This is a genomic window from Cytobacillus oceanisediminis 2691 (genome assembly GCF_007678455.1).
Taxonomy (GTDB): Bacteria; Bacillota; Bacilli; order Bacillales; family Cytobacillaceae; genus Mesobacillus; species Mesobacillus oceanisediminis_A.
The window spans coordinates 552,729-567,542 of sequence record NZ_VEEP01000001.1 but is presented as its reverse complement, the minus strand read 5'-3'; the positions used below and the strand labels follow the sequence as shown (position 1 = coordinate 567,542).

At 47.5% G+C, this 14,814-nt stretch carries 10 protein-coding genes; 1 reads left to right on the top strand and 9 read right to left on the bottom strand.

Annotated features, from left to right (window positions below):
• Positions 1–97: 97 nt before the first annotated feature.
• Positions 98–2,788, bottom strand: a complete 2,691-nt coding sequence (locus FS736_RS02815) for a calcium-translocating P-type ATPase, SERCA-type (RefSeq protein WP_144474826.1) — start codon at positions 2,786–2,788, stop codon at positions 98–100.
• A 485-nt stretch (positions 2,789–3,273) separates the two neighbouring features.
• Here FS736_RS02815 and FS736_RS02810 point away from each other — a divergent pair, with 485 nt between their 5' ends.
• Positions 3,274–4,983 carry an Rqc2 family fibronectin-binding protein gene (locus FS736_RS02810; protein WP_144474825.1) on the top strand — a complete coding sequence of 570 codons (1,710 nt, stop codon included), beginning with the start codon at positions 3,274–3,276 and terminating at the stop codon, positions 4,981–4,983.
• 233 nt (positions 4,984–5,216) lie between these two features.
• On the opposite strand, the gene pyrE is transcribed toward FS736_RS02810, so the two are convergent.
• Genes pyrE through FS736_RS02770 form a run of 8 tightly spaced genes read right to left on the bottom strand, consistent with a single transcriptional unit; the run spans position 5,217 to position 14,722 of the window.
• The gene (gene pyrE / locus FS736_RS02805; RefSeq protein ID WP_144474824.1) at positions 5,217–5,852 is read right to left on the bottom strand and encodes an orotate phosphoribosyltransferase; all 636 of its coding nucleotides are present in this window, start codon (positions 5,850–5,852) and stop codon (positions 5,217–5,219) included.
• Positions 5,849–6,565 carry an orotidine-5'-phosphate decarboxylase gene (gene pyrF / locus FS736_RS02800; RefSeq protein WP_144474823.1) on the bottom strand — a complete coding sequence of 239 codons (717 nt, stop codon included), beginning with the start codon at positions 6,563–6,565 and terminating at the stop codon, positions 5,849–5,851. Before pyrF ends, pyrE begins: the two co-directional genes overlap by 4 nt.
• The gene (locus tag FS736_RS02795) at positions 6,537–7,478 is read right to left on the bottom strand and encodes a dihydroorotate dehydrogenase (RefSeq protein ID WP_144474822.1); all 942 of its coding nucleotides are present in this window, start codon (positions 7,476–7,478) and stop codon (positions 6,537–6,539) included. The genes pyrF and FS736_RS02795 overlap by 29 nt, the downstream gene beginning before the upstream one ends.
• Positions 7,475–8,242, bottom strand: coding sequence for a dihydroorotate dehydrogenase electron transfer subunit (locus FS736_RS02790; protein WP_144474821.1), 768 nt, complete (start codon positions 8,240–8,242; stop codon positions 7,475–7,477). Before FS736_RS02790 ends, FS736_RS02795 begins: the two co-directional genes overlap by 4 nt.
• On the bottom strand, positions 8,239–11,451 hold the full coding sequence (gene carB, locus FS736_RS02785) for a carbamoyl-phosphate synthase large subunit (RefSeq protein ID WP_144474820.1): 3,213 nt from the start codon (positions 11,449–11,451) through the stop codon (positions 8,239–8,241). Before carB ends, FS736_RS02790 begins: the two co-directional genes overlap by 4 nt.
• Positions 11,438–12,535 (bottom strand): carbamoyl phosphate synthase small subunit, encoded by a 1,098-nt coding sequence (locus FS736_RS02780; protein ID WP_144474819.1) that lies wholly within the window; start codon positions 12,533–12,535, stop codon positions 11,438–11,440. The genes carB and FS736_RS02780 overlap by 14 nt, the downstream gene beginning before the upstream one ends.
• On the bottom strand, positions 12,532–13,815 hold the full coding sequence (locus FS736_RS02775) for a dihydroorotase (protein WP_144474818.1): 1,284 nt from the start codon (positions 13,813–13,815) through the stop codon (positions 12,532–12,534). The genes FS736_RS02780 and FS736_RS02775 overlap by 4 nt, the downstream gene beginning before the upstream one ends.
• Positions 13,778–14,722 carry an aspartate carbamoyltransferase catalytic subunit gene (locus FS736_RS02770; protein WP_144474817.1) on the bottom strand — a complete coding sequence of 315 codons (945 nt, stop codon included), beginning with the start codon at positions 14,720–14,722 and terminating at the stop codon, positions 13,778–13,780. Before FS736_RS02770 ends, FS736_RS02775 begins: the two co-directional genes overlap by 38 nt.
• Positions 14,723–14,814 lie beyond the last annotated feature (92 nt).

Below are 14,814 nucleotides of genomic sequence, written 5' to 3'. Positions count from 1 at the left end.
ATCTCTCCAAAAAGTCGAGTTTCCTGTTGACCCATGGAACGGGTAATATATGTAAAAAAAAAGAAAGGCAATAGAGTCTTCTCTATTACCTAACGGATTATATCATATTTCTCTTTGTTTTTCTTGCAAAAAATGTTCCGGCAAGCAAAAATGTTGGAACGGCAGATAAGCCTATAATCAACAGCCAGTCAGTCAGCAGGATCGGGACAGTATGGAAGATTGGCTGCAAGACTGGTGAATAGATGACTCCAAGGACCATAACCAGCGAAGAGATTACTGCCCAAACCAAATATTTGTTTCCAAATGGATTACGGGCAAAGATCGATTTTTCGCTTCTGCAGTCAAACACATGGATCAGCTGCGCCATGACAAGTGTTGTGAAGGCAATCGTCTGGGCGTAGATGAGTTCATCCGGGTTCCTTTTATATACGACGATGAATGCGATCAATGTCATCAGTCCAATCAAGAAACCACGGGAAACGACCTTCCACCCTAACCCGCGCGAAAAGACACCTTCCTTAGGATGACGAGGATTCCTCTTCATCACATCGTCCTCGGGCTGGTCAAGACCTAGAGCCATTGCAGGCAGGCCATCTGTAACCAGATTCACCCAGAGGATTTGAATCGGAACGAGCGGCAGCGGCAATCCCATGATCATTGCGAATAGCATGACCAAAATCTCGCCAACATTCGAGGCAAGAAGATAGCGGATGAACTTCCTGATATTCTCATAGATATTCCGGCCTTCTTTGATAGCTGCTTTGATGGTGGCAAAGTTATCGTCCAGGAGTACCAGAGATGAAGCTTCTTTCGCTACATCGGTACCCGTGATTCCCATCGCCACACCGATATCCGCCGCTTTGATGGCCGGTGCATCATTAACTCCATCCCCAGTCATCGCGACGATATGCCCTCTGTTTTGCAGTGCCTTTACGATTTTTAATTTATGCTCCGGTGATACTCGGGCAAAGACCGAAACATCGTCTACGATATCCTCGAGCTCTGAAACTGACATCTCGGATAACGCTTTGCCTTCTATCACTTTGCTGTCTTTTGATAAAATCCCCAGCTGTTTAGCGATTGCCTTTGCTGTGATGACATGGTCACCAGTAATCATGACGGTTTTGATTCCTGCATCCCGGCATTCTTTTACAGCCGTTTTCACTTCGGGGCGAGGCGGATCGATCATTCCCTGCAGCCCGATGAAGGTCAAGTCTTTTTCAGCTTCGTTTTCATGGAGGATCACCGTCCCCTGAGGAATTGGCTTGAACGCGATTGCAATAGTCCTTAATGCGTTACCTGCCAATTCATCAATCGCTCCCTGGACTTTTGCACTCAATTCCTTCGTTAACCTTTGCTGCCTTTCATCCCAGAGAATGGATTCACTTAGTCCAATCAGGACATCCGGTGCTCCCTTTACAACAGCAAACTTTCTGCCTGTTTTATCTTTAACAATCATGCTCATCATTTTCCGTTTGGAATCGAAGGGAAACTCATTGACAATTTCAAATTGCTCGAGCAGGAGGTTTTTCCTAAACCCTGCTTTCATCGCGGCAACCAGCAGTGCCCCCTCGGTTGGATCACCATCGATGGTATACTCCCCTTCTTTCTCAATCATCTCGGCATGATTGCAAAGCATTCCGAAGGTCAGCAGCTGCTGAAGTGATTTTTCTCTCTGTGGATCAATGCTTTTGTCTTTATGGAAAAACAATCCTGTCGGGGAATAACCAACCCCATCAACTCGCCAGGTTTTGCTGCCGCTCCATAAATGGGTCACCGTCATTTTGTTTTGCGTCATCGTTCCCGTCTTATCCGAGCAAATGACAGATGCACAGCCAAGCGTCTCCACTGCAGGTAATTTCCGCACGATTGCATTCTTTCTGATCATCCTCTGGACACCCAGTGACAATGCAACGGTTACGATGGCCGGAAGACCCTCTGGAATCGCTGCCACGGCCAGGCTGACTCCTGCAAGGAACATGGTATACAGATCATGGCCTTGAAGAACACCAATCCCAACAACGAGCAATGTCAGGAAGAGCGCTGCTGTTATCAGGATTTTCCCTAACTGTTCAAGTCTGCGCTGCAGAGGTGTTTCCTGTGCTTCAGCGGTTTGCAGCAAATCAGCAATTTGCCCCATTGCCGTTTTCATTCCCGTAGCAACGACCACCCCGGTACCGCTTCCTCTTGTGACCATCGTGCCCATGAACGCCATATTTTCCATATCGCCAAGTCCCGGATTCGGAATCCTTAATGGTGTGGTGCTTTTCTGAACCGGAACTGATTCACCAGTAAGTGCTGACTCTTCAATCTCAAGACTCCAGGATTCAATCAGCCGAATATCCGCGCCAATCCTGTCCCCGCTTGAGAATTTCAGGACATCTCCTGGCACGACATCCTTTGAAGGAATCTTCACCCATTCCCTTTCCCTTAATACATGTACCTGAGGTGCAGAAAGTTCCTTTAAGGCATCGAGTGACTTCTCCGCCTTCCTTTCCTGGAAAAATCCCAGGATGCCATTAACCAGTATGATGGCAATGATCGCTATTGCATCAACCATCTCACCAAGAAGGCCTGATATTAACGTTGCCGCTAAAAGGACTAGTACCATAAAATCCTTGAACTGGCTGAAGAATAATAACAGGGCGGATTGCTTTTCGCCTTCCGCCAGAGCATTATACCCATGCTGATCACGTCTGCGTTTTACTTCCTTTTCATCCAATCCTTCTGTAAAATCTGTTCTTAAGGCACTAGCAATTTCTTGTTCATTCATTTCATGGAACTTCATGGGGCCATCACACTTCCTCCTTGTTTGTCCTACTCTAAAGAAAGCTTATTCAGCCCTGTCCAAAAAAATGATAAGATGTTTGTAGATATAAAAGCGGAGGCGCCTTGGTCAGCCCCCACAAGCGTTGGAGGGCCGACAAGTGAAGTCGCTCTTTGACTTCATTGGGCGGACCGAAACGTCTCGAGGGGCTAGGCGCTGGAGCTGGATAAAGAAAAGCGGAAGCGCCTTGGTCAGACCCGACAAGCGTTGGAGGACCGACCAGTGAAGTCGCTCTTTGACTTCATTGGGCGGACCGAAACGTCTCGAGGGGCTAGGAGCCGTAGCTGGACAATAAGAAACATGAAGTTAACTCACTTATTCCAAACGGTATTAGTGACTTCTTTTTCGAAAATCAGCCGTTTTTGGCGCCAATAGCTTTGCACAAGCTAGACAGAATACCCGCTTTTACCCCATCATGCCAGATAATAGAAAAGGATGTAATTCAAATGTCATTTGACGGATTGTTTACAAGAGCGATCACACATGAACTTTCCTCCCTGCTTAAAGGAGGAAGAATCAATAAAATACACCAGCCATATAAAAACGAAATCATTCTTGCGGTAAGGGCGAATGGTGTCAACCATAAGCTGCTGCTCTCGGCTCATCCGAGCTATGCAAGGGTCCAGATCACCAATGAGCAATATGATAATCCAAATGAGCCGCCAATGTTCTGTATGCTGTTGCGCAAGCATCTGGAGGGATTCATCATCGAAGATATCAAGCAGGCAGGACTTGACCGAATGATTATTTTTGAAGTGAAAGGACGGAATGAAATCGGCGATATTTCATACAAACAGCTGATTGTTGAGATCATGGGGCGCCACAGCAATATAATCATCGTGGATAAGAACCGGAACGTCATTCTTGACAGCATCAAGCATATTTCTTTCGCCGTGAATTCACACCGGGCGATCATGCCTGGCCAGGAATATATCATGCCTCCTCAACAGGAAAAACTGAACCCGCTTGAGGCTGGGGAAGAAGATGTCCTCAGGGTGGTTGATTTCAACGCTGGAAAAATCGATAAGCAGTTGGTTGCAAATTTTGCCGGGGTTTCGCCTGTACTGGCAAAAGAGATTACCTTTAAGGCAGGGCTCGTCAACCGGACAACTCTCCCTAAGGCTTTCGCCGCCATGATGGAAGAGATTAAAAATCATCATTACAAGCCGGCTGTAACGTATGGAAGCAATAAGGAAGCCTTTTACCTGCTCCCTTTTGAACATTTACAGGGAGAGACCAAATCTTTCGAAACGCTGAGCCAGCTTCTTGATCGCTTTTATTTTGGAAAAGCTGAGCGCGACAGGGTCAAGCAGCAGGGAAATGACCTGGAACGTCTGCTGGCGAATGAAAAAGAAAAGAACGAGAAGAAAATCAAGAAGCTCGAAGGTACCCTGGAGGATGCAAAAAAGGCAGAGCAGTTCCAGCTCTACGGAGAATTGCTGACCGCGAATATTTTTATGGCCCAAAAGGGAATGCAAGAAATCTCGGTCGTGAATTATTATGATGAAAACGGCGCTTCCATCAACATACCATTGGATCCGAGGAAGACTCCATCTGAAAATGCGCAAAAATATTTCACAAAGTATCAGAAGGCCAAGAACTCCGTCAATATTGTAAAGGAGCAAATTCAACTGGCACAGGAAGAGGTGGCCTATTTCGAGTCCCTGCTGCAGCAGGTTGAAGCAGCTTCACCAAAGGATATTGAAGAAATCAGGGAGGAATTGATTGAAGGCGGATATATCCGAGCGAGACAGAAAAAGGGCAATAAGAATAAGCAGAACCTGAAACCTGTCCTGGAAAAATATCATTCAACTGACGGAACAGAAATCCTCGTCGGGAAAAACAATAAGCAAAATGATTATTTAACGAACAAAGTTGCAGCCCGTGATGAAATCTGGCTGCACACAAAAGATATTCCTGGATCACATGTGGTGATCCGAAGTAAAGAGCCTTCGGAAGATGTCATCCTTGAGGCCGCCCAGATTGCCGCATATTTCAGTAAAGCAAGGAATTCAAGCTCCGTTCCAGTCGATTTCACCCGGGTTCGCCATGTAAAGAAGCCGGCCGGTGCCAAACCAGGATTCGTCATTTACGAACAGCAGCAGACCGTTTATATCACACCAGATGAAGATGTGATCCTGAAATTGAAGCAATGAAGAACAAAAAGCGCAAGCGCCTTGTTCAGCCCCGACAAGCGTTGGAGGGCCTGACAGTGAAGTCGTTCTTTGACTTCATTGGCAGGACTGAAACGTCTCGAGGGGCTAGGCGCTGGAGCTGGATTAAGACACCCATATGTAGTTATCCACACAAAAATACTATTATAATTTAATGTAGACCCAAAAGAACCTGCCGGCAAGCTCTGCAGGTTCTCTTCTTTTTTTAGCGAGGGTCAAGAGTTTTTAGCTGTTCCCCATTCAGCCGGATCCTGTTTCCATTCTTCCAGGCTGCTAAGGTTCTCCTTCGTTATCAATCCCTTTTGTTCTGCGATTTTTGCCAGTGTACTGAAATCTGTCAATGAGTATGCTTCGATATTAGACGATTTCAGCTGCTGTTCTCCTTTTGCCAGTTCGTATGTAAAAATAGAGACCACTCCAAGCACCTGACAGCCTGCGTTCCGCAAAGCCTGGACGGCTTCGATTACACTGCCGCCAGTTGAGATCAGATCCTCTACAACCACTACTTTCTGTCCTTCCGTCACCTTGCCTTCAATCTGATTGCCTTTTCCATGTCCCTTTGCTTTAGAACGTACATAACACATAGGAAGATCCAGCAGTTCACTTACCCAGGCGGCGTGAGGGATTCCGGCAGTAGCTGTTCCAGCAACCATCTCAGTCTCTGGGAAATGCTGCTCGATGAGATCCTTTAATCCTTTAGCCACTTTTCTGCGGACAGCAGGATAAGAGAGTGTTAATCTGTTGTCACAGTATATGGGGGATTTCAGTCCTGACGACCATGTGAATGGATTGTCTGGCTGTAAGCTTACCGCTTCGATTTCAAGCAAGGATTCTGCAATTTCTTTTCTCATATTCTAACACCCTTCCAGTCACTTTTAATTTTAAGGTAGCTCTCAAGCGGATTGGCAGCACGGGTGATCGGCCTGCCGACAACGATTGCCGAGATTCCTTGTTCTCTGGCGAACTCCGGGGTGGCGGTCCGTTTCTGGTCCTGCTTCCCGCTTTCCACTGGACGGATTCCCGGTGTCACGGTATGAAATTCCCATCCCAATCGGTGATGAATCATGCCGGCTTCATGAGGTGAACAGACAACACCATCCAAACCTGATTTTTTGGCTAATTCTGCGTAATTCAACACGGATTCCTGTAAGGAAACACCGATTTGCTGTTCTGTCTTGACCTGGTCTTCAGATGTGCTGGTCAGCTGTGTAACCGCAATGCAATCAGGACGCTTTAGACCTGATGGTGTACCTGCATCCAGACCTTCGAGCGCCGCTGTCATCATTTCCGAACCCCCAGCAGCGTGGACATTGACAAGGTCACAGCCTAAACCCGCAAGAACCTTCATTGCACTTTTTATTGTATTTGGGATGTCATGAAGCTTTAAATCGAGGAAAATTTTGTGATTCTGCTTTTTTAACTCCTCAATGATGGACGGTCCTTCAGAATAAAAGAGCTCCATTCCAACCTTGACAAAAAGCTGCTCATTTCTGAATGGTTCAAGGAAATCCAGCACCTGCCCCTTGTTTGGGAAATCAAGGGCGATAATAAGCGAGTCTTTCATTCTTCTTCCAGCTCCTTCCGGTTAATTCTGAGATATGCTCTGCCCCTAGATTTTCCAGGATTTCGGGCAATTCTTCTATGATTTTCGGGCATACAAACGGATCAACGAAATTCTGGGTTCCAACCGCCGCTGCGCTTGCTCCGGCAAGGAAAAATTCGACCACATCCTCTGCTGATTGGATGCCTCCCATGCCGATGATCGGGATGGAAACGCGCTGGCTGACCTCATAGATCATCCTGATGGCTACTGGTTTTACAGAAGGACCGGATAACCCCCCCGTTTTATTCGCAAGTATTGGCTGACCAGTTGAAAGGTCAATTCTCATTCCAAGCAATGTATTGATCATCGTAAGCCCGTCAGCGCCGCCATTCTCAACCGCCTTCGCGATGCTGACGATGTCAGTAACATTAGGGGAGAGCTTCACATATACAGGCACTTCTGACACTTCTTTTACCTTTTTTGTCAGTGCCTTTGCCATTTCAGGATCCGTACCAAAAGCGATTCCGCCAGTTTTGACATTCGGACATGAGATATTCAATTCAAGCGCTTTAACATTTGGTGCCTTTGACAGCTGTTCAGCGACAGCGACGTAATCATCCTCCGTAGAACCAGCTATGTTTGCAATAATTGGTACATCGAATTCACTGAGCCAGGGCAGTTCCTCATTGAACACCTTTTCCAAGCCGGGGTTTTGCAGACCGATGGCATTCAGCATCCCGCCTGGTGTTTCCGCGACCCTTGGTGTAGGATTTCCGAAGCGCGGTTCTGGAGTCGTTGCTTTGATCATTATTGCTCCGAGCAGACTCAGGTCGTACAATTGGCTGAACTCCCTGCCAAACCCGAAGCAGCCGGATGCAGGCATGACTGGATTTTTCAGAAGAAGCCCAGGCAGCTCGATTGATAGTGAACTCATATGACAACCTCCCCTGCTTTAAATACTGGTCCATCGCTGCAAACCTTTTTGTAGGAGAATCCTTTTGGATCGTCCTTCGTATGGCAAACACAGGCAAAGCACGCGCCTATGCCGCAGCCCATCCGTTCCTCGAGCGACAGGTAGGTTTTCGCCACATAGTTTCCATTCTCGATGGCTCTTAGCATAGGTGTCGGACCGCAAGCGTAAATGATATCCGCTTCCAGGCCCTGAAGAATATCTGTTACAAATCCTTCTCGGCCGTGAGATCCGTCAACCGTCGCGACATACACTTCGCCAAATTCGCCCAGTTCTTTTTCATAAAAAACAGCATGTGCTGTTTGGAATCCGATAATGTTGATGACTGTTACCCCTTTTTGGGCTAGCTGTTTGGCCAGCTCGTACATCGGCGGGACCCCCACTCCGCCCCCAACCAGGATTGCGGTTTGCCCAGGCTTTGCCTCCGTTACCGGGAATCCATTTCCCAGCGGGCCGAGGACATCGACTGACATCCCGGGGGTTCTTTCGGCAAGCAGGGAAGTGCCTCTTCCCTGCCTCCTGTATATGATTGTGAAGGTTCCATCATTGATTGAAGCAATGCTGATCGGCCGGCGCAAGAGCGGATCGAATCCTTCACCAGTTTTTACATGAACAAACTGTCCAGGCTGGTCCATTTCGGCAGAAAGGTCACCGCTTAGTACAAGTTCAAAGATATTGTCGGCAATCTGCCTGTTGCTGACAACTTTGCAGATTTCCTGCCTGATCATGAAAGGACACCTTCTTTGGCTTGCTCCATTGGCTTTAAGGCATCCGCTGAGAATGTCATAGATTCAATGACTCTTAAAATTGCTTTTGCTGTATCCAATGAAGTCAGGCAAGGCACGCCATTTTCAACTGATTCACGGCGGATCCTGAAGCCATCGCGTTCAGGCTGTTTTCCTTTTGTCAGCGTATTGATGACCATCTGGGCTTCGCCTTTACGGATGACATCAATCAGGTTCTGGCCTGGAGAGCCAATCTTGCCGACTGTTTTGACTTTGATTCCGTTATCTTGAAGGTATTTTGCCGTGCCCTCGGTAGCCATCAGCTGATAGCCGATACTCGAGAACCTTCTGGCTAAAACCAGTGCCTCTTCTTTATCTTTATCCGCCACTGTCAGCAGCACAGTTCCGAACTCCTTGAATTTCATTCCGGCAGCGATCATACCTTTATAGAGAGCTTTTTCAAGTGTTGTATCCTTGCCCATCACTTCCCCTGTCGATTTCATTTCTGGTCCAAGCGTAATGTCGACTCGGCGAAGTTTCTCAAAGGAGAACACCGGTACTTTGACAAACACTCCCTCTTGCTCTGGTACTAGTCCTGTCTGGTAGCCCTGGTCTTCAATGCTCTGTCCCAGGATCACTTTCATCGCGATTTTGGCCATCGGCACATTCGTGATCTTGCTCAGGAATGGAACCGTCCTGCTTGAACGCGGATTGACTTCCAGGACAAAAACCTCTTCATTCGCGATTACATACTGGATGTTCAGCAAGCCGACGATGTTAAGTCCCCTTGCAAGGTCGATCGTGTAGGATACCAGCTTTTGCTTCACTTCTTCACTCAGACTTTGCGGCGGATAGACGCCGATTGAATCGCCTGAGTGGACGCCGGCTCTTTCGATGTGCTCCATGATCCCGGGAATCAATACATTATTGCCATCGGAAATCGCGTCAACTTCAACTTCTTTACCAGTCAAGTAGCGGTCGATCAGAACCGGATACTCCGGGTTCACTTTGACAGCATTTTTCATATAATGAAGGAGCTCTTCTTCCTTATAGACTATTTCCATCGCTCTGCCGCCGAGTACATAGGATGGGCGGACGAGAACTGGATAACCGATTTCTGCAGCGATTGCGGCTGCTTCTTCGACTGATTTTGCCGTGCTTCCTTTTGGCAGTGGAATGTCCAGGTCTGAAAGTGCATGTTCAAACTTGTCTCTGTCCTCGGCACGGTCGAGGTCCTCAAGGCTTGTGCCAAGGATTTTCACGCCTCTGTCCACCAGCTTCGATGCTAGATTGATAGCTGTCTGTCCCCCGAATTGGACAACCGCGCCAATCGGCTTTTCCAGGTTCACGATGTTCATGACGTCTTCAATTGTAAGTGGTTCAAAGTACAATTTATCAGAGATGCTGAAATCGGTAGACACCGTTTCCGGGTTGTTATTGACTATGATCGCCTCATAACCTGCCTCTTTTATTGCTTTCACAGAGTGGACGGTTGCATAGTCGAATTCGATTCCCTGGCCGATCCTGATTGGACCGGAACCCAGTACGATGACGCTTGGCTTTTCCGTCACAATCGATTCATTCTCTTCTTCATATGTGCCATAGAAGTATGGAGTGCCAGATTCGAATTCAGCTGCACAAGTGTCGACCATTTTGAAGACTGGAATCAGCTTATTAGCTAAGCGCCACTGGTATACTTCTTTTTCTGTCACCTTCCACAGTTTGGCGATGACCTTATCGGCAAAGCCTTTTTGTTTCGCGGTCCTGGCTGTTTCGAGCTCGAATGGCTGTGCCGACAGCTCCTTTTCGAAAGCTATTAATCTCTCTAATTTATATAGGAAGAATAAGTCGATTTTGCTCCAGCTATGCAGGGTTTCGATTGTGATTCCTCTCCTGATCGCTTCCGCAAGATAAAATAGACGCTCATCCCCGGCCTTGCGGATCCTTTTTTCAAGCAAGGCATCATCGATTTCATCTTTATTGTTCAACGAAAGGTGAGTGACATCCGCTTCAAGCGAACGAATCGCCTTTAGCAAGGATTCTTCAAAATTCCTGCCGATTGCCATGACTTCTCCGGTAGCTTTCATTTGCGTTCCGAGTGTACGGTTTGCGGATTCGAACTTATCGAATGGCCAGCGCGGGATTTTGGTCACGACATAATCCAGTGCCGGTTCAAAGCAGGCATATGTTTTGCCTGTGACCGGATTCAGCATTTCATCGAGTGTCAACCCTATCGCGATCTTTGCAGCCAGCTTGGCAATCGGGTATCCTGTCGCCTTGGAAGCCAGTGCGGACGACCGGCTGACACGTGGGTTCACCTCGATTACATAGTAATTGAAGCTGTCTGGGTCAAGCGCCAGCTGTACATTGCAGCCGCCCTCGATTTTAAGTGCCCTGATGATTTTCAGGCTTGCGTTCCTGAGCAGCTGGTATTCACGGTCACTCAATGTCTGGCTAGGTGCGACAACGATTGAATCCCCTGTGTGGACGCCAACCGGATCGAAATTCTCCATATTGCAGACTACAATGGCATTATCATTGCTGTCGCGCATCACTTCATACTCAATTTCCTTGAATCCGGCAATGCTTTTCTCGAGCAGGCATTGTCCTACCGGGCTGTTTTTAATTCCGCTTGTCACGATTTCAATCAATTCTTTTTCATTGCTGCAGATTCCGCCGCCAGTTCCTCCCATTGTGAAAGCGGGACGGACGATCACGGGGTAGCCGATACTTTCTACGAATGCATATGCCTCTTCAAGGCTATGGATGATTTCGCTGTCCGGAACCGGCTGCCCAAGCTCGTTCATCAGATTCCTGAACAGCTCCCTGTCCTCAGCCTGGTTGATTGCTTCAAGTTTGGTTCCGAGGATTTGTACGCCGCATTCATCCAATACTCCTGAATTGGCCAGTTCGACAGCCAGGTTCAAGCCGGTCTGCCCGCCAAGGGTCGGAAGGATTGCATCCGGGCGCTCCTTGCGGATGATCCTTGATACAAACTCCTGTGTAAGGGGTTCTATGTATACAACATCGGCAATTTCCGTGTCCGTCATGATTGTCGCCGGATTGGAGTTGACAAGGATGACCTTGTAGCCTTCTTCCCTTAATGCGATGCATGCCTGTGTGCCTGCATAATCGAATTCCGCCGCCTGGCCGATGATGATTGGCCCTGAACCTATAACTAAAATTGTCTGTACATCTTTACGCTTTGGCATGTGCGACAACCTCCTTTTTTTCTGCTTCTACCATCTCCATGAATTGGTTGAACAATCCATTTGCATCCTCCGGTCCTGGCGATGCCTCCGGGTGATACTGTACAGTGAATGCCGCCACATTTTTGTGGGAAAGGCCTTCGATTGTGCCATCATTAAGGGCGATATGGGTGATCTCCAGTTCTGTTCCTGTTACTGAATCTTCTTTTACCGTATATCCATGGTTTTGGGATGTCAGCGCGACCCTCCCTGTCCGTAAATCTTTCACCGGATGGTTCGAACCTCGATGGCCGAATTTCATTTTCTCGGTATTGGCTCCGCAAGCAAGCGCGAACAGCTGATGGCCAAGGCAGATTCCAAACAGCGGCACCTTGCCGAGCAAACCCTGGATCATTTCGATTGCTTCCGGGACGTCCTTTGGGTCCCCAGGTCCGTTTGAAAGCATGATGCCATCAGGACTAAGGCTGAGAATTTCTTCGGCAGTCGTATTGTATGGAACGACAATCACATCACAGTTTCTTTTATTCAATTCTCTCAAAATCCCGTGCTTCAGCCCGAAATCAACCAGGACAACTCTATGTCCGCGGCCTGGGCTTGGATAAGGTGTTTTTGTTGATACCTGCTTCACCTGGTCATTTGGCAGGTTTTTCATTTTCAATTTTGCAACAATCTCTTCGGCATTCTCTTCAATACCGCAAATCATGCCTTTCAACGTTCCGTGCTGGCGAATGATTTTTGTCAGTTTCCTTGTATCGATCCCGGCAATTCCCGGAATGTTTTTCATTTTAAGGTAATCGTGCAATGACAGTTCAGCACGCCAGTTAGAAGGGAATTCGGCATTCTCTTTAACGATTAATCCCTGGACTGCAGGATTGATCGACTCAAAATCATCCCTATTGATTCCGTAATTTCCAATCAAGGGATAGGTCAATGTCACGATTTGGCCGCAGTAGGATGGGTCAGACAGGATTTCCTGATAGCCGGTCATACCAGTATTGAAAACAACCTCTCCTGTCGTCTGAGTTTCACTTCCAAAGCCTTCTCCCACAAAAACCGTTCCATCTTCCAATATCAGCTGCTTCTTCATGCCTTAACAACTCCCTTTTCCCAGACTATTTTTCCTTCAGCAATTGTCAGTACTGGCCAGCCCTTGCAGTTCCAGCCGCCGAATGGTGTGTTCTTTCCTTTTGATAAAAATTCATCTGGATTGATCTCTTTTTCCTGATCGAGATCAATCAGAACGATATCTGCAGGTGCACCAGGCTTCAACTCCCCATATGGCAGCCCGAATGCTTTTGCAGGCTTGATGGTCAAAAAGTCAATCAGTTCCTTTAGTGTAAGGACCTTTTTTTCAACAAGATGTGTGTATAAGAGCGGGAATGCTGTCTCCAGGCCGACAATCCCGAATGGCGCAAGTTCAATTCCTTCTGCTTTTTCCCCGCTGGTATGCGGCGCGTGGTCTGTAGCGATAAAATCGATCGTGCCATCCAGCAATCCTTCAATCAGTGCTTCCTGGTCGGCTTTGCTCCTTAGCGGAGGGTTCATTTTAAAATTGGCATCATTCCCTGGTATATCCTCTTCACTCAAAATCAAATGGTGTGGAGTTACTTCTGCAGTAACCTTGATGCCGTACCGTTTTGCATCGCGCACTGCCCTGACAGATTCCTTCGTGCTGATATGGCAGACATGGTAATGGCAGCCCGCTTCTTCAGCAAGAAGGATATCCCTGGCGATATGAACTGACTCGCATACTGATGGGATTCCGTTGATGCCAAGCTCTGCAGCTTTTTTTCCCTCATGAAGCGAGCCTTTGTTGATCAGTGTATTGTCCTCACAATGAGCGACGACAGCCATATCAAGCTTTGCAGCCCTTTTCATCGCTTCAAGCATCATTCCTGCTGATTGGACTCCTACTCCGTCATCAGTCAGTGCGAAGGCACCTGCTTCTTTCAGTTCAGCGAAATGGGTGAGCTCCTGGCCCAGTTCTCGGACAGTGATCGAAGCATATGGCAACACCCTAACTGAAGCAGTTTCCTGTATCCTTTCCTGCAGCCATTCCATCTGGGCTTTACTGTCCGGTACGGGTCTTGTGTTCGGCATGGCGGCAACGGTGGTAAATCCGCCTTTCGCTGCTGCAAGTGTCCCGGTTGCAATCGTTTCTTTCTTTTCACCGCCTGGCTCGCGAAGGTGTATATGGAGGTCCACCAGTCCTGGTGCCAGCAGCTTTCCGTCTGCATCAATGATTTCTTCTGCTTCTATTGAGATTTGAGGTTCAACCTTTAAGATTTTTCCGTTTTCTATTAGAATCTCAACATTTTCAAACCCGTTCTCAGTAAGCAGTTTGCCATTTTTGATTAGCATTGACATCTTCCATTCCCCCATTTCTTTTTTCAAGTGCCCTTTTCAACACTGCCATTCTTATGTAGACACCATTTTCCATCTGCTTGAAGATCCTCGATTTAGAACACTCCACTAATCCGTCTGCAATTTCTACACCGCGATTGACCGGTGCTGGATGGAGAATGATACTTTCTCTTTTCATCTGCTTTTCTCGTTCCAGCGTTAAGCCGAAGCGATTATGGTAGTCATTTTTCTCAAAAAGGAGCTTTCCGTCATGGCGTTCATGCTGGACGCGGAGCAGCATCACAACATCAGCCACACGTACTGCATCATCCACTTCCATATACTCGCAGGCTTGCGGAAGTTCATGAATGTCCACCCAGCTTTCAGGCCCTGAAAAAATAATCCTGGCTCCGAGCCTCACAAGCGCATCAGCATTGGACCGTGCCACCCGGCTGTGAAGGATATCCCCGATGATTGCTACTTTCAACCCTGAGAAGCTTCCGAATTCCTGCTGAATGGTCATCAGGTCAAGCAATGATTGTGTTGGATGATGACCTTTGCCATCGCCGGCATTAATGACCGGGATGGATATGCCCTTTTCCAGTTCTGCAAAATAATTATCAGCACTATGCCTGATCACGACGGCATCCGTTCCAATCGCCTCGAGTGTCCTGACTGTGTCATACAATGTCTCGCCTTTTAAAACGCTGGATGTCTGCACCTCAAATGGAATAACCTCGAGACCCAATTTGCGTTCGGCCATTTCAAAACTTGATTTTGTCCTGGTGCTCGGTTCAAAAAACAAATTACTGATAAAAACCCTTCCTTTTGGCTGCCAGATTTCCCCCCTGGCAAAGCCCGTTGCGCTCTTTAGAATTCCCTCTATTTCATCTATTCTCAGCTTTGATGTTGTCAGCAGATCCCATTTCATGCTTGATCCTCCCCTCTATTTGCAAAAAAAGCACCCTGTTGAATTCAACAGGGTGCTTTTACATGAACTTTCCGGCATAAAACCGCATGAAT

Bases quoted from the DNA above. Each gene is read 5' to 3' on its own strand.
- FS736_RS02815 (WP_144474826.1), bottom strand. From the start codon at position 2,788: ATGAAGTTCCATGAAATGAATGAACAAGAAATTGCTAGTGCCTTAAGA.
- FS736_RS02810 (WP_144474825.1), top strand. From the start codon at position 3,274: ATGTCATTTGACGGATTGTTTACAAGAGCGATCACACATGAACTTTCC.
- pyrE (WP_144474824.1), bottom strand. From the start codon at position 5,852: ATGAGAAAAGAAATTGCAGAATCCTTGCTTGAAATCGAAGCGGTAAGC.
- pyrF (WP_144474823.1), bottom strand. From the start codon at position 6,565: ATGAAAGACTCGCTTATTATCGCCCTTGATTTCCCAAACAAGGGGCAG.
- FS736_RS02795 (WP_144474822.1), bottom strand. From the start codon at position 7,478: ATGAGTTCACTATCAATCGAGCTGCCTGGGCTTCTTCTGAAAAATCCA.
- FS736_RS02790 (WP_144474821.1), bottom strand. From the start codon at position 8,242: ATGATCAGGCAGGAAATCTGCAAAGTTGTCAGCAACAGGCAGATTGCC.
- carB (WP_144474820.1), bottom strand. From the start codon at position 11,451: ATGCCAAAGCGTAAAGATGTACAGACAATTTTAGTTATAGGTTCAGGG.
- FS736_RS02780 (WP_144474819.1), bottom strand. From the start codon at position 12,535: ATGAAGAAGCAGCTGATATTGGAAGATGGAACGGTTTTTGTGGGAGAA.
- FS736_RS02775 (WP_144474818.1), bottom strand. From the start codon at position 13,815: ATGTCAATGCTAATCAAAAATGGCAAACTGCTTACTGAGAACGGGTTT.
- FS736_RS02770 (WP_144474817.1), bottom strand. From the start codon at position 14,722: ATGAAATGGGATCTGCTGACAACATCAAAGCTGAGAATAGATGAAATA.